We start from the raw sequence: 18138 nt of genomic DNA, 5'->3' as shown, positions 1-18138 counted from the left end.
TCGGCTAGTACCCCGCGTCGCGATCGACCAGATTGTCGAGCTTTTCGCCGCGCTCATAGGCTGCCATCTGCCGAAGCATGATCGGTACCAGATGCACAGGATCGGAGGTCGCCGCCGCGTGCGGGGTCACGAACACTTTCGGATGGCCCCAGAGCGGACTGGTCTTCGGCAGCGGCTCGACCTCGAACACATCGAGGCTCGCTTCCTTCAGCGTGCCGTCGTCCAGCGCGCGCAAAATGTCGGCATCTTTTTGCAGCCGGCCGCGCCCGGCATTGATCAGCACCGCGCCGCCAAGGCCATTGCGCTTGCGCAACTCCTTCAGCACGCCATGATTGATGATGCCTTTCGTGTCGGGCGTCAGCGGCAACAGCACCACCAGGATGTCGGTGGCATTGAGGAAGGGAACCAGCCCGGCCTCTCCCGCATAGGTCGAGACACCTTTCATCGGCCGGTCCGTGCGCGACCAGCCATTGACCGGAAAGCCGAGCGACAATAGCACCGACGCCGCCGCGCGGCCGAGATTGCCGAGCCCCATAATGCCGACCGAAATGTCGCCGGCCGGCCGCTGCGGCGGCTCGTGCCAGATCTTCTTCGGCTGCTGCGACCGGTAGAGCATGCCCTGGCGGTGATGATCGAGCACCCGCCAGACGACATATTCGGTCATGTACTGGGTGAGGTTGTCGGCGACGACCTTGACGATCGGCACCTTGGGCAGGCCGGGGTCGGCGAAGATATGGTCGACGCCGGCGCCGATCGAGAAGATGGCGCGCAGATTGGGCAGCGACGCCAGAAGGTTCGGCTTCTGCTTCCACACCACCGCATAGGTGATCGACGGATCGCTGGCGCCGTCCGGCTCGAGCACCACCTCGCGTTCGGCCGACAAAAGTTCGCGCCAGCGCTGCGGATGAAAGCCGGTAACGGCAAGCAGGATGCGGCCTTTTTCCATCTTCGGGTTCTATTCCCTCTTGCGCAGTCTACTCGCTGACGATGCCAACCGGCGCCGTCTCGATTCTGAAGGCGGCCGAGATCAACGCCTTGGTATAGTCGGTCTGCGGCCGCTCGAAAATCTGTTCGGACGGGCCGGCTTCGACGATCCTGCCATTGCGCATGACGATGACGTCGTTGGCAAGGGCTCGGATGACTTTCAGGTCGTGGCTGATGAAGAGGTAGGCGAGGTCGTGCTTTGCCTGCAGGCTGCGCAAAAGGTCGACGACTTGCGCCTGCACGCTCATGTCGAGCGCCGAGGTCGGCTCGTCCAGCATGACGAAGCGCGGATTGAGCACCATGGCGCGCGCGATGGCGACGCGCTGGCGCTGGCCGCCGGAGAATTCATGCGGATAGCGGTTGCGGGTGGCGGCATCGAGGCCGACTTCGCCGAGCACGTCGACCACCCTCACGTCTCGCTGATCCGGCGACAGCTTCGGCTCATGGATCTTCAGCCCTTCCTCGATAATCTCCGAGATGGACATGCGCGGGCTGAGCGATCCGAACGGGTCCTGGAAGACGATCTGCAACTCGCGCCGCAGCGGTCGCATGGCGTTGAAGGTCAGCTTGTTGATGTCGCGTCCATTGAACTGAATGGTTCCGGTCGACGAGATCATCCTCGCCAGCGCCAGGCCGAGCGTCGTCTTGCCCGAACCGGATTCACCGACGACGCCAAGCGTCTGGCCGGCGCGCACAGTGACGTCGATACCGTCGACCGCTTTCACATTGTCGACGGTAGTGCGGAAGAAGCCTTTCTTGATCGGAAACCAGACTTTTATGTCGTGGCCCGTCATCACCGGCTTGGCGGCAGCGTTGGCGGCCGGCGGCTTGCCTTTCGGCTCGGCCGCCAGGAGGTGCTTGGTATAGGCGTGCTGGGGGTTGGCGAAGATCTCTTTCGTCGGCCCGGTCTCGACGATCTTGCCCTTGGTCATCACGCAGACGCGGTCGGCGATTTTCCGGACGATGCCGAGATCGTGGGTGATGAACAACATCGACATGCCCTTGCGGCTCTTCAGCCCCGCCAGCAATTCGAGGATCTGCGCCTGCACGGTGACGTCGAGCGCCGTCGTCGGTTCGTCGGCGATCAGCAACTCAGGCTCGTTGGCCAGCGCCATGGCGATCATGACGCGCTGGCGCTGACCGCCGGAAAGCTGGTGCGGATAGGCGTCGAGCCGTTTTTGCGGATCGCGGATGCCGACCTCGCTCAGCAGTTCCAGCGTGCGCGCGCGTGCCGGGCGATCAGCCATGCCCTGATGCAGTTTCAGGATCTCGACAATCTGCTGCTCGATCGTGTGCAGCGGATTGAGCGAGGTCATCGGCTCCTGGAAGATCATGGTGATCTTGTTGCCGCGCACGCTGCGCAATTGCTTCTCGTTCATCGCCAGCAGGTCGGCGCCCTGGAACAGGATCTTGCCTGAGGGATGGCTGGCCGTTGGATAGGGCAACAGCTTCAGCACCGACAGCGCCGAGACCGATTTGCCGGAGCCGGATTCGCCGACCAGTGCAACTGTCTCGCCCTTGGCGAGATCGAAGGAGATGTGGTCGACGGCCATCGACTGGTTGCCGCCTTGCGTGAAGGCGACGCTGAGATCGCGGACGGAAAGGAGAGGGGCGTCGCTCATCGGAACGCCTTGCGCGGGTCGAAAGCGTCGCGGGTCGCTTCGCCGACGAAGACCAGCAACGACAGCATCAGCGAAATGACGACGAAGCCGGAAATGCCCAGCCACGGCGCGTTGAGATTGCGCTGCGCCTGCTTCAACAATTCACCGAGCGAGGCAGAGCCGGGCGGCAGGCCGAAGCCGAGATAGTCGAGCGAGGTCAGCGTCGAGATCGAGCCTGAGAGCAGGAAGGGCAGGAAGGTCAGCGTCGCCACCATGGCGTTGGGCAAGAGATGCCGGAACATGATGGTGTGGTTAGGTACGCCGAGCGCGCGCGCGGCGTTGACATATTCGAAATTGCGGGCGCGCAGGAACTCGGCCCGCACCACGCCGACCAGCGCCACCCAGGAGAACAAGAGCATCAGCCCGAGCAGGATGAAGAAGCCGGGCGGCAGGATGGCGGCGACGATCAGCAGCAGATAGAGCACCGGGATCGCCGACCAGATTTCGATGAAGCGCTGGAACAGAAGATCCGTCCAGCCGCCGAAATAACCTTGCACCGCACCGGCCGCGACGCCGATCAGTGCCGAGCCCAGCGTCAGGATCAGCCCGAACAGCACCGAGATTCTGAACCCATAAATGACGCGCGCCAGCACGTCGCGCGCCTGGTCGTCGGTGCCGAGCCAGTTCCAGTTGCCGACGACGCAGTTGGGGTCGGCAGCACCTTGCGGATACTGGTTGCAGCGTGTCTTGGCATCATAGAGCCAGGATGGCTTGGTGGGGGCTGCCTCGGGAATGGCGTTGTTGACGGTCTGGTAGGAGTAGCGCACCGGCGGCCAGATCATCCAGCCATTGCCATTGATCTCGTCCTGGATGACCGGATCGCGATAGTCGGTGACGGCATAGAAGCCGCCGAACGTTTCTTCCGGGTAGGCGACCAGCACCGGAAACAGGATCTCGCCCTTGTAGGAGACGATGATTGGTTTGTCGTTGGCGATCAGTTCGGAAAACAGCGACAGCACGAACAGGACAAGAAAAATCCACAACGACCAGTAGCCGCGCCGGTTGGCTCTGAAATTCTGCAGGCGCCGCTGGTTGAGCGGCGACAGCCATGGCCGGGGTATCCGCGCCGGCACCGTATCTGTGGCAGCTTGCGCCATCAGACGTCTCTCCGCTCGAAGTCGATGCGAGGGTCGACCCAGGTGTAGATCAGGTCGGACAAGAGCCCGACAAACAGGCCGAGCAGCGAAAAGATGTAGAGATTTGCGAACACCACCGGATAGTCGCGATCGATCACCGACTTGAAGCCAAGCAGGCCAAGGCCGTCGAGGGAGAAGATATTCTCGATCAGCAGCGAGCCGGTGAAAAAGGCCGAGATGAAGGCGCCGGGAAAGCCGGCGATGACAATCAGCATGGCGTTGCGGAAGACATGGCCGTAGAGCACCTGCCGCTCCGACAGGCCCTTGGCGCGTGCGGTCACCACATACTGTTTGCGGATTTCCTCGAGGAACGAATTCTTGGTCAAAAGCGTGGTGGTGGCGAAGGCCGACAGCACCAGCGCGGTCAGCGGCAAGGTCATGTGCCAGAAATAGTCCAGAATCTTGCCTGACCAGGACAGCTGGTCCCAATTGTCGGAGGTGATTCCGCGCAGCGGAAACCAGTCCCAGAACGATCCGCCGGCAAACAGCACCATCAGCATGATGCCAAACAGGAAGCCAGGAATGGCGTAGCCGACAATGACGACGCCGCTGGTCCATATGTCGAAGGGCGTGCCGTCCTTGACCGCCTTGCGGATGCCGAGCGGAATCGAGATCAGGTAGGACAGAAGCGTGATCCAGAGCCCGATCGAAATCGACACCGGCATCTTTTCCAGGATCAGGTCGAGCACCGAAATGTCGCGGAAATAGCTGTCGCCGAAATCGAAGCGCGCATAGTTCCACAGCATCAGGCCGAAGCGTTCGAGCGGCGGCTTGTCGAAGCCGAATTGCTTTTCCAGTTTTTTGATGAATTCAGGATCGAGCCCTTGCGCGCCGCGGTATTTCGAACCGACGTCGCCGGCCGGATCGAAATTGGCGCCGCCCGAATCGCCGCCGCCGCTGCCGAGACGATCGCTGCCGCCCTGGTTGGTCAGCTTGGCGATGACCTGCTCGACCGGTCCACCCGGTGCGAACTGGACGACCGCGAAGGACACCGCCATGATGCCGAACAGGGTCGGGATCATCAGCAGGATGCGGCGCAGTATATAAGCGCCCATCAGGCTCTCTGCCCTCGCTGGGCGAACATCTCAGCCTTTGCCAATCTTTGCCGCCTTGCCCTTGTCCAACCACCACAGCGCTTCGACCGGAAAGCCGAAATCGGGTTTCTGCTCGGGAAAGCCGAACATGTCCCAATAGGCGCTTCGGTGATTCGCCAGGAACCAACTAGGAATCCAATCACGCCGCGCACGCAAGGCCCGGTCGAGCGCCCGGACCGCAACCGTCAAGCTTTCACGATCCTTGGTGGCGCCGACGGCGTCGATGAGTGCGTCGATGGCGGGGCTTGATACCCCCGACAGGTTGCGCGAGCCCGACACTTTTGCCGTGCTCGAATGGAAGAAGATTTCGAGATCGTCGCGGGTCGGCGTCGCCGAAAACGAGAAGGCGGCCGAGATCAGGTCGAAGTCGAAGGTCGATTGCCGTAGCTGGTATTGCGCTGAATCGACCAGCCGGATGGTGGCATCGATGCCGACGGCCTTCATATTGGCAACCCAGGGTGAGTAGACCTGCACGAAGGTTTCGTCGTCGACCAGGAATTCGGCCGAAAGCCTTTCGCCCTTGTCGTTGGCGACGAAATCGCCGGACCGCTTCCAGCCGGCCTCGGCCAGAAGCTTCGCCGCCTTGCCCAGCAGTTTCCGGTCGCGGCCGGAGCCGTCGGAGACCGTCTGCACGACGGCTTCGCCGAAGACTTCCACCGGAAGCTGGTCGCGCAGCGGTTCCAGCAAAGCGAGCTCTTGCGGCGATGGCAGTCCTTCGGCGCGAAAGTCCGATTTCTCGAAGCAGGATTGCGAGCGCTCGTAGGACCCGTAGAAGAAATTGCGCCGCGTCCATTCGAAGTCGAAGCAAAGTGCGATCGCTTGCCGCACGCGTGAATCGCGAAAATGTTCGCGCCTTTGGTTGACCGCGGTGGCCTGCATGGACGGCAATGTCTCGGCGGGGAATTCGTGCTTGATCACCTTGCCGGCGGTGAAGGCTGGAAAATCGTAAGCCGTCGCCCAGACGCGCGAGGTGAATTCCTCCCGGTAGGTGATCTCGCCTTTCTTGAAGGCTTCGAAGCCGGCCGTGCGGTCCTGATAGAACTCGATGCGGATACGTTCGAAATTGTTCTGGCCGCGATTGACGGGTAGATCCTTGCCCCAATAGTCAGCCACGCGCTCATATTCGATCCAGGCTCCCGCCGACCAGCGCCCGACCTTGTAGGCGCCGCAGCCGAGCGGTGGGTTCAGTTGCGAGGAATCGAAGGGATTGGCGGTGTAAAAGGCCTTCGACAGAATTGGGAACTCGACGATATTCAGGATGGTACGAGCCGACTGCTTGCCGGAAAAGGTCAGTCGTAGCGTGTGGGGACCGACGGCAACCGCATCCTCGAGATGCGTCAGCGATAGCGACAGGTCGGGATGGCCCTTGTCCTTGAACAGCTTGAAGCTGAAGGCGGCGTCTTCGGCGGTCAGCGGCGTGCCATCGTGGAAGCGTGCTTCAGGCCTGAGCGAAAACTCGAAGCTGTTGCGGTCATCAGCAATCGTCACGCCATCGGCGATCAGGCCATAGACGGCGTCCGGCTCGTCCAACGCCCTTGTCATGAGGGAATCGAAGCACATCCCCATGCGTGGCGGCGCGTCGCCCTTGACCGAGAAAGAGTTCAGCGTGTTGAAGGTCAAAGGGCTCTGGTTGTAACCCCAGTTGGGCGGCGAGAAATTGAAGGTGCCGCCTTGCGGCGCGTCAACGTTCACATAGTCGAAATGCGTGAAGTCAGGCTTGTATTTCAGATCGCCGAAGGCCGACAGGCCGTGCAGCTTCACGCTGGTCGGGATGGTGGCGAAGGCTCGACCTGGCAGAAGCGCAACGGCGGCTACAGCGCCGCCCAAGGCCAGGAAGTCACGGCGGGGCAGCACCGCCATCAATTTCCGCCCTTGTATTTGGCCGCCAACGCCTTTTCCTTCTCGGGAATGATCCACCAGGAATCGGTGTCGGCGCCGATATAGGCGGGCTGCTTGTCGGGGATGCCGAACTTGTTCCAGTAGGCCAGCCACACCACCGGGCGGTGCCATTGCGGCACGACATAATAGCTCCACAACAGAACCCGATCGAGCGCATGGGTGGCGGCGACGAGATCGTCGCGGTCGGTGGCGAAGATGATGCGGTCTACCAGCGCATCGACAATCGGATCCTTGATGCCCACCAGGTTGCGTGAGCCGTGCGTGTCGGCAGCCTTCGAGCCCCAGAATTCGCGCTGCTCGTTGCCGGGCGAATCCGATTGGCCGAACAGGCCCGTGACAACGTCAAAATCGAAATTGGTGACGCGGTTGATGTACTGGGACTGATCGACGATGCGCAGTGTAGCGTCGATGCCTATCTTGCGCAGATTGGCCATATAGGGGCTGGCGATCACCTGGTCGGTGTCGTTCCAGCCGAGGATTTCGAACTTGAACGGCTCGCCGGTCTTGGCGTTGACCATCTTGCCCCCCTTGATCACCCAGCCGGCCTTTGCAAAGAGATCGACCGCCTGTTTGAGGTACTTCCGTTCCGCTTGCGGCGTATCGTAGACGGGCAGCTTGAAGTCCTCCGTGAAGAGTTCGGGCGGCAGCTTGTCGCGATACGGCTCGAGGATTTCCAGCTCCTTGCCTTGTGGCAGCCCGCTCGACGCCAATTCGGTGCCCTGGAAATAGCTTGATGTACGGGTGTTGAAACCGAAGAACAGGGTACGATTCATCGTCTCGAAATCGAACGGCAAGGTCAGTGCCTCCCGCACCAGGCGGTCCTGGAACAGCGGCCGCCGCTGGTTGAGTACGAAGCCCTGCATCGGCTGTGGCGACTGGCTCTGGAAGTCCTTCTTGATGACGTCGCCGGCCTGGATTGCCGGGAAGGTATAGGCCGTCGCCCATTTGCGCGAGCTGTACTCGCGGTTGATGTCTTCGAACCCGCCTTTGGTGAAGGCCTGCCAGGCGGCATTGTCGTCGAGGATATAGGTAAACCGTTCGCGGTCGAAATTGTTACGCCCCACATTGATGCCAAGGCTCGCCGCCCAGTAATCGGGGACCCGCCGCCAGACGACTTCCGAGCCAGGTTTGAAACTCTCGATCTTGTAAGGCCCTGAGCCGAGCGGGATTTCGAGGCTTGGCTGGGTGATGTCGCGCTTCTTGCCGTTGGCGTCGGTGCCTTCCCACCAGTGTTTCGGCAGCACCACCACATCCGCCATGATCAGTGGCAGCTCACGATTGCCTTTTTGGTCAAAGCGGAACTCGACTTCCCGATCTGAAACGGCGACCGCTTCCGTGACATTGGCAAAATAGCGGTTGAACTGCGGGCTTTCCTTTTTCAGGAAATTGAATGACCAGATCACGTCATCGACGGTGATCGGCTGGCCATCGTGCCATCTGGCGCGCGGGTCGAGCCGATACGTCGCAGATGAGAAATCTTCCGGGTACTTGTAGGCCTCGGCGATTTCGGGGTGGTTGGTGCTACCCTCGTCAATGGATTTCGCCATCAGCGACTGGTAGAGCAGGCCGCCCTGATAGTTCAACCCTGCGGCAGGGGTGCCGCGAGCAATGAACGGGTTGAAGCTGTCAAACGTGCCCAACACCACCGAATTCAGCGTGCCACCCTTTGGCGCGTCCGGGTTGACGTAGTCGTAGTGCTGGAAATTGTCGCCGTATTTGGACTCGCCGATCAGCGAGGAGGAAGTCCGCCATTCGTCAGAGGAGGCCGCCTGCAGGCCGCCGGCGAGCGTGGCCACGATCAGCATCGATCTGAAAAGCGTCCGGCCAACCGTCATGCGTTTCCTCTCTGCGGTGCGTTCGCGGACAGTCTAGATGATTTGACGTCCGTGAAAACCGCGACAGACCGGCTTTGTCGCCGCAAATGCATCATCCCTAACAAAAAAGCCGGGCTGAACCCGGCTTTTTCAAGGAAGTGTCTATTACAATTTCGTTATTTGGCAGGCGCCGCCGGCGCGGCAGCTTCGGCCGGCTTGGCGGGGGCTGCACCTTCCGCTGGCTTGGCCGGCGCCGTTGCGTCGGCGGCCGCACCCGGTGCCGGCAGCGGCTTCGGGCTGTCCGACAGCGTGCGCAGATAGGCGATGACGTTGGCGCGATCCTCGTCCTTGGGCAGGCCGGCGAACCCCATCGCCGTGCCCTTCACGAACTTCTTCGGCGAGGTGATGAAGTGGTTGATGTTGTCGTAGGTCCACTTCTCGGTGCCGCCCTTGGAGAACTCCTTCATGCCGGCCGAATAGGCAAAGCCCTCATGCTCGGCCACCGGACGGTCGATCAGGTCCCACAGATCGGGACCGACCTTGTTGGGGCCGCCCTTTTCGCCGGAATGGCAGGCCTGGCATTTCTTGAAGACGGCAGCACCTTGCTCGACATTGGCGGTGGCCAAGAGATCGGCGATCGGCTTGGCCGCTTCGGCAGGGGCGGCCGGGCCGCCTTCAGCCGGCTCTGCCGCCTCGATGGCGAAGCCAGGCTTTTCCGGCGCAGGCGAGGCGAACAGTGCGTCGGACACCAAACCGACCGAGAAGACCACGAAACAAGTTCCCAGCAATCCGGCGAGCAGTTTGTTGACTTCGTTGGAATCCATACGCCCCAGGCTCCCTTTTCCGGCGGACCTCTCCGTCCACGCGTCCGTCGGTATCGTGACCCACCCCGCGGAGCCGGTCAAATCGGGCGGAAACTAGGTCTTTTGCTCAGGCGTTGCAACACCTATAAGGGCGCTTCCAGTGAGACCTTTTGCCACTTTCCCCCTCCTCTTTTCGAACGCCTGCTGACTTCATGTCCACGCTCATCCTCATCCCGGCCCGCATGGCCTCGACCCGCCTGCCGGGCAAGCCGTTGGCCGACATTGCCGGCGCGCCGATGATCGTCCATGTCGCCCGCCGCGCCGCCGAGGCCGGGCTTGGCCGGGTGGTGGTGGCAACCGACACGCAAAGCGTGGCCGAAGCGGTGCGCGCGCACGGTTTCGAGGCGGTGATGACGCGGATGGACCATGAGTCGGGTTCGGACCGTATCTTCGAGGCGCTGACCGCGCTCGACCCCGGCCGCAAGGTCGAAACCATCGTCAATGTCCAGGGTGACCTGCCGACCATCGACCCTGAGATCATCGGCGCGTCGCTGAAGCCGTTCGAGGATGCGGCCGTGGACATCGCCACGCTCGGCGTCGAGATCGTCCGCGACGAGGAAAAGACCAACCCGAACGTCGTCAAGATCGTCGGCTCGCCGCTGTCTTCGACGCGGCTCAAGGCGCTCTATTTCACCCGCGCCACCGCCCCCTGGGGCGACGGGCCCCTCTATCATCACATCGGCCTCTATGCCTATCGCCGCGCAGCGCTCGAGCGCTTCGTTGCGCTGAAGCCATCGCCGCTGGAGCGGCGCGAGCGGCTGGAGCAGTTGCGGGCGCTGGAAGCCGGCATGCGCATCGACGCCGAGATCGTCCAGTCGCTGCCGCTGGGCGTCGACACGCCGCACGATCTCGAACGCGCCAGATCGATCCTTTCAACCTGAGAAATTTTGCGTCATGCCTGAAAAGACCAACAGAATATCCTTCCAGGGCGAGCCGGGCGCCAATTCCGACACCGCCTCCCGCAACGTCTATCCCTCGATGGAGCCGTTGCCGTGCCCGACCTTCGAGGATGCGTTCAACGCCGTCGAGACCGGCAAGGCTGATCTGGCCATGATCCCGATCGAGAACACCATTGCCGGGCGCGTCGCCGACATCCACCATTTGTTGCCGGAATCGAAGCTGCACATCGTCGGCGAATATTTCCTGCCGATCCATTTCCAGCTGATGGTGCTGCCGGGCGTCAAGCGCGACGAGATCAAGACCGTGCACAGCCACATCCATGCGCTCGGCCAATGCCGCAAATACATCCGCAAGAATGGCTGGAAGGCGATCGTCGCCGGCGATACCGCGGGTGCCGCCAAGCTGGTCGCCGAGGTCAAGGATCGCACCATGGCGGCGCTGGCGCCGGCGCTGGCCGCGACGCTCTATGGGCTCGACATCATCGAGGAAAATGTCGAGGACACCGATAGCAACGTCACCCGCTTCGTCGTCCTGACCAAGAACAAGCAATGGGCCGAGCGTCCGTCGCCCGACACCAAGATGATGACGACCTTCATCTTCCGCGTCCGCAACGTGCCGGCCGCGCTCTACAAGGCGATGGGCGGTTTCGCCACCAACGGCATCAACATGACCAAGCTGGAGAGCTATCAGCTCGGTGCCTTCACGGCGACGCTGTTCTATGCCGATATCGAGGGTCATCCCGATGATCCGCTGGTGAAACTGGCACTTGAGGAGCTGCGCTTCTTCTCCCGCGAAATGCGGATCCTGGGTGTCTATCCCGCCGCCAACTCGCGCGAGGAATGGAAAGTCGCGGACTAGGCCTGCTGAGGTTCACCCTCCGGCCTGGGCACTCAACAGCGCCTGGTCCGGTCACTCAACCGCTGATCGTTCCCTCGCGGGAAAAATTCGCGGATCGATCGACGAGAAAGACAACGACATCCGAGTCCATGGTCGCCGTCACGGGGAGTGCGGTCTCATCCGCGCCGATCATGACCGCTGTGTGCGTTGCGGCCTCCTGTTGTCCCACTGAAACCTTGCCGCGAAAAACGTAGAGCCAGCGATCGAAACCGGGCCTTGACGGCAGGTCGACATGCCTGCCCGCCGACAGGTGGGCATCGTAGAGGGTGATGGCCTGGCGAATGAAGCTCGGCGCTGCCGATCCGATCGGCCCGGCCAGCAGCCGCCATCGATCGTTTCGCTTGCCGTCAGCGAGATTGATGAACTGAACGCCCGGTTCCAGGTTCGCCGCCTCGGGCCGGACGAAGATCTGCAGCATCTCGATCGGATCGTCGCCGACCACTTCCTCTTCGTGCGAGAAGCCGCGGCCTGCGTTCATCACCATCAACCGATCGGGCGATATGACTTCGCTCCTGCCAGCGGAATCGGTGTGGCGCATGCGGCCCGAGCGCATGTAGCTGATGATCTCGTCGTTGCGATGTTCGTGCATCCGGACGACGAGGCCGGGCTGCAGCCGGGCGTGGTCGATAATTCCAAGCCCGCCGAAACCCGAATCATCGCGTTGCCCCAGCGAAATACCCGGGCGGATTCGGCGGAGCTGGAACGGGCCGGAGGCCCTGACCAGATGGGTATCCGGCGAGATGACGCCGGTCCCTTTGATGGCGGTTGCTTCCATGGCCATGTTCCTTGCTCCCTGGCTTCCTGCGGGCTTGATATCGGCTACGCCTGGATCGGCGGCAGCACGTCCGTGAACAGCAACTGGATGAGCTTCTGCCCGTTTGGCGTGCCCCAGTTCTGGGCGAGTTCCGCGATCATGGTGTTGGTCGCCGTCAGGATGACGCCGGCGTCCTGCATGCGACGGCGCGACATGTCCTCGGAAAGTTCATACGGCGAACCCGAAGCGTCCATGACGGCCTGCACCTTGTAGCCCTCGGCAGCGGCGTCGATCGCCGGAAAGACAAGGCAGACGTCGGTGGTGACGCCAGCCATGACCAAGTTCTTGCGACCCGTCGCTTCGACCGCTGCCTTGAAGTTGGCATCGGTCCATGCATTGACGACGCCTTCGCGCTTGACGCGCTTGGCGAACGCGTCGGGAAGGATCTCCTGCAGTTCCGGCAGCAGCGGACCCTGCAGCCGATCTTCCTGACTCGAGGTCAGCACGGTCGGTATGCCCAGGATGCTTGCAGCTTTCGCCAGCGCCAGCGACATTCGCTTGGCCTGCTCGACGTCAATGTTCTTGATCAGTTGCATGGTGCCAAGCTGGTGGTCGATCAGCAGAAGCGCGGAATTCTCGGGCGTGAAATTCTTGGACATGATGTGATCTCCTTGGGAGCGCAATCGCTCGCCAATGGATTTATGAATGAAACGAACACTGCGGAAGGCTTGAAAAATACCCATGTCATGTTCCACAAATGGAACATGACAACGTTTGGAGACTTCGACGGCCTCGCGCTGTTTGTTCGCATCGTCGAGGCTGGCGGGCTAGCGGCCGCCGAACGTGCGACGGGCATCCCGAAGGCTACGCTCTCTCGCCGCCTATCGGCGCTAGAACAGGCTTTGAACGTTCGGCTGGCCCGGCGCACGAAGAAGGGCGTCGTGCTGACCGAGCAGGGCCAGCAGCTTTTCGACCGCAGTCGGACAGCTTTTACGCTCGCCGAAGAAGCCGTCGCCGAGGTTCAGGACGAGCGGGTAGCGCTGTCGGGGAGGGTGCGTCTGTCGCTACCGCCCGACATGGCCACGGCAGTGCTTGCTCCGGCCTTGATCCGGTTCAAAAGCCGATACCCGGACGTCATGATCGAAATGACGCTTGAAGACCGAAGGGTATCCCTGATCGAGGAAGGATACGATCTCGTTGTCCGGATGGGGTCGGTCGCGGACTCCGCGCTGGTGTTCAAGAAGATAGCGACCTTGCCGCGAATGCTGGTCGCCAGTCCGGACTATCTGGCGGCACATCCCGGTCTGAAGGAGCCGCAGGATCTGAAGGATATTCCTGCGCTGGCGATCCGTCGTGATCTGGTCGAATGGGATTTGCGTAACCATGCCGGCGTGACAACCACGGTGAGTCCCAGGATAGGCTTTGCGGCAAACCGGCAGACCATACTGATCGATGCCGCGATTGGAGGGCTCGGCGTCGCCAATCTGCCCATTTTCATGGTCGAGGCCGCATTGAAATCCGGTGCACTGGTCCGTGTCCTGCCGGACTGGGAACCGTCTCCCGTCGAGATGACAGCGCTTTGGCAGAAGGACAGGATCACCGGCCGCTTGACAAAAGCGATCGTTGCCGAGTTTTCCGAAGCGTTCAAGGACGGGCGCTCACCGCGTTAGCCCACGGCAACTAGGGATGCCGAAAGTGCTCTAGACAAGCAGGCCCAGCGGCACGTAGTCGATTTCGAGAAACGCCGTGACTTCCGGCACCCAGCGGTCGCGCACGAAGGCGACGTGGTCGGGATGATCATTGTATCTCGTATAGGCCGCCTGATCGACGAACTCCATCGAGAAGCCGAAGTGATAGTCGTTCTTGGGGCTGACCTGCCGCAGCGGCTCGAAATGCGTAACGCCCTTGATCGCGCTGAGGATTCTCTTGGCGTCGGTGAGGAATCTTTTTTCCTCCAGTGAGTGTGGCGGATGCTTCAGCGTGAAGACGACGGTGTGACGGATCATGTTCGTACTCCTGCGATATTTCTCGTTTCGCTATCGACCCAGGCGCGGATCAAGTGATGCGCGATCGCGCCTTTCGGCGGCGTGACCAGGTTGTCCTTGTGCGTCCTGTCCAGCATCAGCCGCACCTCATCGCGGAAAAACCAGCGGCAGTCTTCGAGTTCGTTGAGGTCGGCCTGGATGTCGTCGTTGAGCGGCTCGCCGAAGCAGCCGATCATCAGCGAATAGGGGAACGGCCAAGGCTGGCTGGCGTGGTAGACGACGCGGCCGAGCCGGATGCCGGCTTCCTCCAGCGTCTCGCGGCGCACCGCCGCCTCGATCGTCTCGCCCGGCTCGATGAAGCCGGCAAGCGCGGAATACATGCCCGGCCCAAAATGCCGGCCGCGGCCAAGCAGGCATTTTTCCGGGGTGACGGTCAGCATGATCGCCACCGGGTCGGTGCGTGGGAAATGCTCGGTGCTGCAATTTGGGCAGTGGCGCTTGTAGCCGCCGGCCCGCATGTCCGACTGGGTGCCGCATTTGCTGCAGAAGCGGTGGCTGGCATGCCAGGCGAGCAAGGCCGCGCCTTGCGCCAGCGCACCGGCAGCCGCCTCGTCGATCAGCCCTTGCATGTAGACCGAGCGATAGTCGATGGCCTTGATGGTTTCGGGAAGCTGCTCGGACTCGATCGCGACCGGCACGGCCAACACCGGGCCGCTTTCGGAAAAGCCGAGCAGAACGCCCTGTTCGGGCGAGGGTTTGAGCGGCCGGCTCTCGGCCAGATGGAACCACGGATCGAAGTTGCCATCCCTGAGCTTCAGGTGAAGCCGGCCGCCATGCATCAGCAAAAGCTGTGCTGAGGGGTCGGCCAGCGCCTTCTCGACGGAATCGTCGGCACGGTTCTCGGACTGCCGGTCGATGGTGTTGCCGGCAAAGCCGACGAACTGGCTCGGCTCGCGCAAGGGCGCGTCAAACAGGCGGAAGGTCATTCAGGGGACTCGAAGGCTGGGATTGGCACGGACAGGCTTATAACGCCGCCTTGATCTGTTGCGCAAACTTGCGGATGTCGGAGCGCTGATAGGGTTCACGCATGCCGTGCCCCCACACCGGCCCCGGCCAGCCGGGATCGCCTTCCGAGCGGGCGATGACATGGACATGCAGCTGGCGCACGATATTGCCGAGCGCGCCGGTGTTGATCTTGGTGCAGCCGGTCACCTTTTTCAGCGCCTGCGCCACCATGTTGGTCTCGAAGGTCAGCATCGCCTGGTCGAGCGGCGTCAGTTCGTGGATTTCCTCCGAGCCTGGCCGCTGCGGCACCAGAAGCAGCCACGGCCAGCGGCAGTCGTTCATCACGCGCAATTCGCACAGGCCGAGCCACATCAGCTGCTCGCTGTCCACCTCCAGCCTGGAGTCGAGCGTGAATCCGGCCTTGAGGCCCGGCAGCATCGGCGTTTCCTTCAATTTTGCGGCTTTTTTCAAACTTGTGAACGCTAGAGCGGCTGCAAGAGGGCTGCAAGCGAATCATTGATCGGTCGCGGTTCGCGATGCGGATTCTCGTGTGCACTTGCATTTCATCGCGCAATTGCCGATATGGAACGCGGGAGGTTGGTGGTGGACGATCCACTCGCCAACCGGGTCAGGTCCGGAAGGAAGCAGCCCTAACGAGCCCGGAACGGGTCATTGTTCCAGCCTCCCACCTCATCGGCCCCTCTCGCGACATTGACGACGCATTGCAGCGCGGGCGAGACTATTAGCAGGAATCGGCCACCCTCGGACGCGGCCTTTTGGAGCTTTACGGGCGAATGAGCGAAGCCGGAAATTCGGGCCCAGAAAACCTGGATAAGCAAAAGGCCGGCGCCTATCGCGTTCTGGCGCGCAAATACCGTCCTTCCAATTTCTCCGAACTGATCGGCCAGGAGCCGATGGTTCGCACGCTGACCAATGCCTTTGCCACCGGCCGCATCGCCCAGGCCTGGATGCTGACCGGCGTGCGCGGGGTCGGCAAGACGACGACGGCGCGCATCCTTGCGCGGGCGCTGAACTACAAGACATCAAGCGTCGATCAGCCTTCGATCGACCTTGCCGTTCTGGGCGAACATTGCCAGGCAATCATGGAAGGCCGCCATGTCGACGTGATCGAGATGGACGCGGCGTCGCACACCGGCATCGACGACATCAGGGACATTATCGAGCGCGTGCGCTACGCCCCGGTGTCGGCGCGCTACAAGGTCTACATCATCGACGAAGTGCACATGCTCTCCACCCAGGCCTTCAACGGCCTGCTGAAGACGCTGGAAGAGCCGCCGCCGCACGTCAAATTCATTTTTGCCACCACCGAAATCCGCAAGGTGCCGATCACCGTTCTGTCGCGCTGCCAGCGCTTTGACCTCAGGCGCATCGATGCCGGCGCGCTGGTCGCGCATCTCGCCTCGATTTCGGCCAAGGAAGGCATTGCCGTCGACGACGACGCACTGGCGATGATCGCCCGCGCCGCCGAGGGCTCGGCGCGCGATTCGCTGTCCATCCTCGACCAGGCGATCGCCCATGGCGGCGGCGCAGTCAGCGCCGAAGCGGTGCGCGCCATGCTGGGCCTGGCCGACCGCGCCCGCATCGTCGACCTGTTCGAACATGTGATGAAGGGTGATGTGGCGGCGGCGCTAGCCGAATTCCGCAACCAGTACGACACCGGCGCCGACCCGGCCGCGGTGCTGACAGACCTTGCCGAGTTCAATCACCTCGTCACCCGGCTGCGTTTCGTGCCGACGGCCCTCGACGACGCCTCGCTGTCCGAGGATGAGCGTGCGCGTGGCGCCGACTTTGCCAGGACGCTCTCGGTCAGGGTGCTGTCCAGGACATGGCAGATGCTGCTGAAAGGCATTCCCGAGGTGCAGTCGTCCAACCGGCCGGTCAGCGCCGGCGAAATGGTGCTGATCCGGTTGGCTCACGCCGCCGACCTGCCGACGCTGGACGAGGCGCTGCGGTCGCTGGAGGGTGCAGTGCCGGCCTCGAATGGCGCGCCGCGCTCGAACGGTGCGCCGGCAAGCCCCGGCAATGGCGGCGGCGCCAGCGCTGTGGCGCAGACACGGATGCCGACGCCCGGCGGCGGCGCGCAGACCATGCGGCTGGTCGAGACCGAGCCGATGCCTGCCGCCTTTGTTGCACCGCCCGAGCCTGTCGCGGAAGTGCCGCCGGTGCTGCTGAAATCGCTGGCCGACATCGCCGCCCTTGCCGACGCCCAGCGCGACATCGCCTTCAAGGTGCTGGTCAAGCGCTGCATGCGCCTGGTGCGCATCGAGCCCGGCCGCATCGACCTCAGCCTGACCGACGACGCGCCAAAAATGCTGCTCAACGATCTGACAACCAAGCTGCGCGCCTGGACAGGCCGCAGCTGGCTGGTGTCGCTGTCGAAGGAAACCGGCGGCCAGACGCTGGCCGAGATGGAATCGACCAAACGCGAGAACGCTTTCCTGGATGCCAAGAGCGACCCGACCGTCGCTGCCATCCTGGCGCGCTTTCCCGGCGCCAAAATCATCGACGTGCGCATTCCAGACGCGCCGGAAGTCGACACGGACAAGACCGAAGTGCCGGTCGAGCCGCCGGCCGATGACGACGAGACCTGACAAACCAGACTCTGCAAAGGATCGGATCAATGAAAGATCTTCTCGGCCTGATGGGCAAGGCGAAGGAAATGCAGGCCAAATTCCAGGCCATGCAGGACGAGATCGCCACGCTGGAAGCCACCGGCGTGGCCGGCGGCGGCCTGGTCGTCGTGACACTGACCGGCAAGTTCGAGATGAAGTCGCTGAAGATCGATCCGTCACTGTTCAAGGAAGACGAGGTCGAGATTCTCGAAGACCTGCTTCTGGCCGCCCACAATGACGCCAAAAATAAGGTCGAGCAAATCATGCAGGAGAAGACCAAGGCGCTGACGGCAGGCTTGCCGATACCGCCTGGGATGAAACTGCCATTCTAAGCCGGCGGCAACCAGTTAATTGATTGTGAAGGAAAATTCGCTTCCAGCCGTGATCTTAACGGTTTCCCCAGGAGTGTTCACGGCGTTGTTTCCAAGCATTCATAAAGTTTTACCCAAGCTGCACGAATGCTAATCCTTTAGCCATCTTTTTGCCTTTAAGAGTCTCATTCTTGCCACATCT

General features: G+C 62.1%; 17 protein-coding genes and 1 other RNA gene. 6 read left to right on the top strand and 12 right to left on the bottom strand.

The annotated features are described in order from the left end of the window. Window positions 1–4: 4 nt before the first annotated feature. The 7 genes from AC1DXN_RS08810 to AC1DXN_RS08780 all read right to left on the bottom strand — a co-directional run bounded on the left by AC1DXN_RS08810 (window position 5) and on the right by AC1DXN_RS08780 (window position 9412). On the bottom strand, window positions 5–946 hold the full coding sequence (locus AC1DXN_RS08810; protein ID WP_477241508.1) for a 2-hydroxyacid dehydrogenase: 942 nt from the start codon (window positions 944–946) through the stop codon (window positions 5–7). A gap of 28 nt (window positions 947–974) precedes the next feature. Then, the gene (locus AC1DXN_RS08805) at window positions 975–2606 is read right to left on the bottom strand and encodes an ABC transporter ATP-binding protein (protein WP_477275525.1); all 1632 of its coding nucleotides are present in this window, start codon (window positions 2604–2606) and stop codon (window positions 975–977) included. Further along, on the bottom strand, window positions 2603–3742 hold the full coding sequence (locus AC1DXN_RS08800) for an ABC transporter permease (protein WP_477275523.1): 1140 nt from the start codon (window positions 3740–3742) through the stop codon (window positions 2603–2605). The genes AC1DXN_RS08805 and AC1DXN_RS08800 overlap by 4 nt, the downstream gene beginning before the upstream one ends. Next, window positions 3742–4836, bottom strand: a complete 1095-nt coding sequence (locus AC1DXN_RS08795; protein ID WP_477275521.1) for a microcin C ABC transporter permease YejB — start codon at window positions 4834–4836, stop codon at window positions 3742–3744. The genes AC1DXN_RS08800 and AC1DXN_RS08795 overlap by 1 nt, the downstream gene beginning before the upstream one ends. 30 nt (window positions 4837–4866) lie before the next feature. Continuing rightward, complete coding sequence (locus tag AC1DXN_RS08790) at window positions 4867–6735, bottom strand: extracellular solute-binding protein (protein WP_477275519.1); 1869 nt, start codon at window positions 6733–6735, stop codon at window positions 4867–4869. Then, window positions 6735–8609: an extracellular solute-binding protein gene (locus AC1DXN_RS08785; protein WP_477275517.1), complete on the bottom strand. Its 1875-nt coding sequence runs from the start codon at window positions 8607–8609 to the stop codon at window positions 6735–6737. Before AC1DXN_RS08785 ends, AC1DXN_RS08790 begins: the two co-directional genes overlap by 1 nt. A 155-nt stretch (window positions 8610–8764) precedes the next feature. Beyond that, on the bottom strand, window positions 8765–9412 hold the full coding sequence (locus tag AC1DXN_RS08780; RefSeq protein WP_477275515.1) for a c-type cytochrome: 648 nt from the start codon (window positions 9410–9412) through the stop codon (window positions 8765–8767). 191 nt (window positions 9413–9603) lie between these two features. Between AC1DXN_RS08780 and AC1DXN_RS08775 the strand changes: the two genes are divergently transcribed. Together AC1DXN_RS08775 and AC1DXN_RS08770 are read left to right on the top strand one after the other, a co-directional pair. After that, complete coding sequence (locus tag AC1DXN_RS08775) at window positions 9604–10332, top strand: 3-deoxy-manno-octulosonate cytidylyltransferase (protein ID WP_477275513.1); 729 nt, start codon at window positions 9604–9606, stop codon at window positions 10330–10332. Between the two features lie 13 nt (window positions 10333–10345). Continuing rightward, window positions 10346–11209, top strand: coding sequence for a prephenate dehydratase (locus AC1DXN_RS08770; protein WP_477275511.1), 864 nt, complete (start codon window positions 10346–10348; stop codon window positions 11207–11209). A gap of 55 nt (window positions 11210–11264) precedes the next feature. Here AC1DXN_RS08770 and AC1DXN_RS08765 read toward each other — a convergent pair whose 3' ends face one another. Both AC1DXN_RS08765 and AC1DXN_RS08760 read right to left on the bottom strand, forming a co-directional pair. Beyond that, the gene (locus AC1DXN_RS08765) at window positions 11265–12029 is read right to left on the bottom strand and encodes a pirin family protein (protein WP_477241526.1); all 765 of its coding nucleotides are present in this window, start codon (window positions 12027–12029) and stop codon (window positions 11265–11267) included. 38 nt (window positions 12030–12067) lie between these two features. Beyond that, on the bottom strand, window positions 12068–12661 hold the full coding sequence (locus tag AC1DXN_RS08760) for an isochorismatase family protein (protein WP_477275509.1): 594 nt from the start codon (window positions 12659–12661) through the stop codon (window positions 12068–12070). On the opposite strand from AC1DXN_RS08760, the gene AC1DXN_RS08755 reads away from it, so the two are divergent. Continuing rightward, a complete protein-coding gene (locus AC1DXN_RS08755; RefSeq protein WP_477275508.1) occupies window positions 12611–13672 on the top strand; it encodes a LysR family transcriptional regulator in 1062 nt (353 codons plus the stop codon). The two genes, AC1DXN_RS08760 and AC1DXN_RS08755, sit on opposite strands and share 51 nt — an antisense overlap. Before the next feature lie 30 nt (window positions 13673–13702). On the opposite strand, the gene AC1DXN_RS08750 is transcribed toward AC1DXN_RS08755, so the two are convergent. Genes AC1DXN_RS08750 through AC1DXN_RS08740 form a run of 3 tightly spaced genes read right to left on the bottom strand, consistent with a single transcriptional unit; the run spans window position 13703 to window position 15430 of the window. Beyond that, window positions 13703–14008: a Dabb family protein gene (locus AC1DXN_RS08750; RefSeq protein ID WP_477241532.1), complete on the bottom strand. Its 306-nt coding sequence runs from the start codon at window positions 14006–14008 to the stop codon at window positions 13703–13705. Further along, complete coding sequence (gene nudC, locus AC1DXN_RS08745) at window positions 14005–14973, bottom strand: NAD(+) diphosphatase (protein WP_477275506.1); 969 nt, start codon at window positions 14971–14973, stop codon at window positions 14005–14007. Before nudC ends, AC1DXN_RS08750 begins: the two co-directional genes overlap by 4 nt. A 37-nt stretch (window positions 14974–15010) precedes the next feature. Continuing rightward, window positions 15011–15430, bottom strand: coding sequence for an HIT family protein (locus AC1DXN_RS08740; RefSeq protein WP_477275504.1), 420 nt, complete (start codon window positions 15428–15430; stop codon window positions 15011–15013). A 154-nt stretch (window positions 15431–15584) separates the two neighbouring features. Here AC1DXN_RS08740 and ffs point away from each other — a divergent pair. The 3 genes from ffs to AC1DXN_RS08725 all read left to right on the top strand — a co-directional run bounded on the left by ffs (window position 15585) and on the right by AC1DXN_RS08725 (window position 17957). After that, window positions 15585–15681: signal recognition particle sRNA small type (ffs, locus tag AC1DXN_RS08735), an RNA gene on the top strand. A gap of 105 nt (window positions 15682–15786) precedes the next feature. Then, window positions 15787–17604: a DNA polymerase III subunit gamma/tau gene (locus AC1DXN_RS08730; RefSeq protein WP_477275502.1), complete on the top strand. Its 1818-nt coding sequence runs from the start codon at window positions 15787–15789 to the stop codon at window positions 17602–17604. Between the two features lie 29 nt (window positions 17605–17633). Further along, window positions 17634–17957, top strand: coding sequence for a YbaB/EbfC family nucleoid-associated protein (locus AC1DXN_RS08725; protein ID WP_258604934.1), 324 nt, complete (start codon window positions 17634–17636; stop codon window positions 17955–17957). Window positions 17958–18138: the final 181 nt, after the last annotated feature.

Source organism: Mesorhizobium sp. P2_H9, assembly GCF_056403215.1.
This window is presented reverse-complemented; position numbering and strand designations above follow the sequence as displayed.

Excerpts from the sequence above, each read along its gene's own strand:
- AC1DXN_RS08795 (WP_477275521.1), bottom strand. The coding sequence starts at position 4,836 with ATGGGCGCTTATATACTGCGCCGCATCCTGCTGATGATCCCGACCCTG.
- nudC (WP_477275506.1), bottom strand. The coding sequence starts at position 14,973 with ATGACCTTCCGCCTGTTTGACGCGCCCTTGCGCGAGCCGAGCCAGTTC.
- AC1DXN_RS08740 (WP_477275504.1), bottom strand. The coding sequence starts at position 15,430 with ATGCTGCCGGGCCTCAAGGCCGGATTCACGCTCGACTCCAGGCTGGAG.
- AC1DXN_RS08800 (WP_477275523.1), bottom strand. The coding sequence starts at position 3,742 with ATGGCGCAAGCTGCCACAGATACGGTGCCGGCGCGGATACCCCGGCCA.
- AC1DXN_RS08770 (WP_477275511.1), top strand. The coding sequence starts at position 10,346 with ATGCCTGAAAAGACCAACAGAATATCCTTCCAGGGCGAGCCGGGCGCC.
- AC1DXN_RS08805 (WP_477275525.1), bottom strand. The coding sequence starts at position 2,606 with ATGAGCGACGCCCCTCTCCTTTCCGTCCGCGATCTCAGCGTCGCCTTC.
- AC1DXN_RS08780 (WP_477275515.1), bottom strand. The coding sequence starts at position 9,412 with ATGGATTCCAACGAAGTCAACAAACTGCTCGCCGGATTGCTGGGAACT.
- AC1DXN_RS08810 (WP_477241508.1), bottom strand. The coding sequence starts at position 946 with ATGGAAAAAGGCCGCATCCTGCTTGCCGTTACCGGCTTTCATCCGCAG.
- AC1DXN_RS08775 (WP_477275513.1), top strand. The coding sequence starts at position 9,604 with ATGTCCACGCTCATCCTCATCCCGGCCCGCATGGCCTCGACCCGCCTG.
- AC1DXN_RS08725 (WP_258604934.1), top strand. The coding sequence starts at position 17,634 with ATGAAAGATCTTCTCGGCCTGATGGGCAAGGCGAAGGAAATGCAGGCC.
- AC1DXN_RS08765 (WP_477241526.1), bottom strand. The coding sequence starts at position 12,029 with ATGGCCATGGAAGCAACCGCCATCAAAGGGACCGGCGTCATCTCGCCG.
- AC1DXN_RS08790 (WP_477275519.1), bottom strand. The coding sequence starts at position 6,735 with ATGGCGGTGCTGCCCCGCCGTGACTTCCTGGCCTTGGGCGGCGCTGTA.
- AC1DXN_RS08730 (WP_477275502.1), top strand. The coding sequence starts at position 15,787 with ATGAGCGAAGCCGGAAATTCGGGCCCAGAAAACCTGGATAAGCAAAAG.
- AC1DXN_RS08785 (WP_477275517.1), bottom strand. The coding sequence starts at position 8,609 with ATGACGGTTGGCCGGACGCTTTTCAGATCGATGCTGATCGTGGCCACG.
- AC1DXN_RS08760 (WP_477275509.1), bottom strand. The coding sequence starts at position 12,661 with ATGTCCAAGAATTTCACGCCCGAGAATTCCGCGCTTCTGCTGATCGAC.
- AC1DXN_RS08750 (WP_477241532.1), bottom strand. The coding sequence starts at position 14,008 with ATGATCCGTCACACCGTCGTCTTCACGCTGAAGCATCCGCCACACTCA.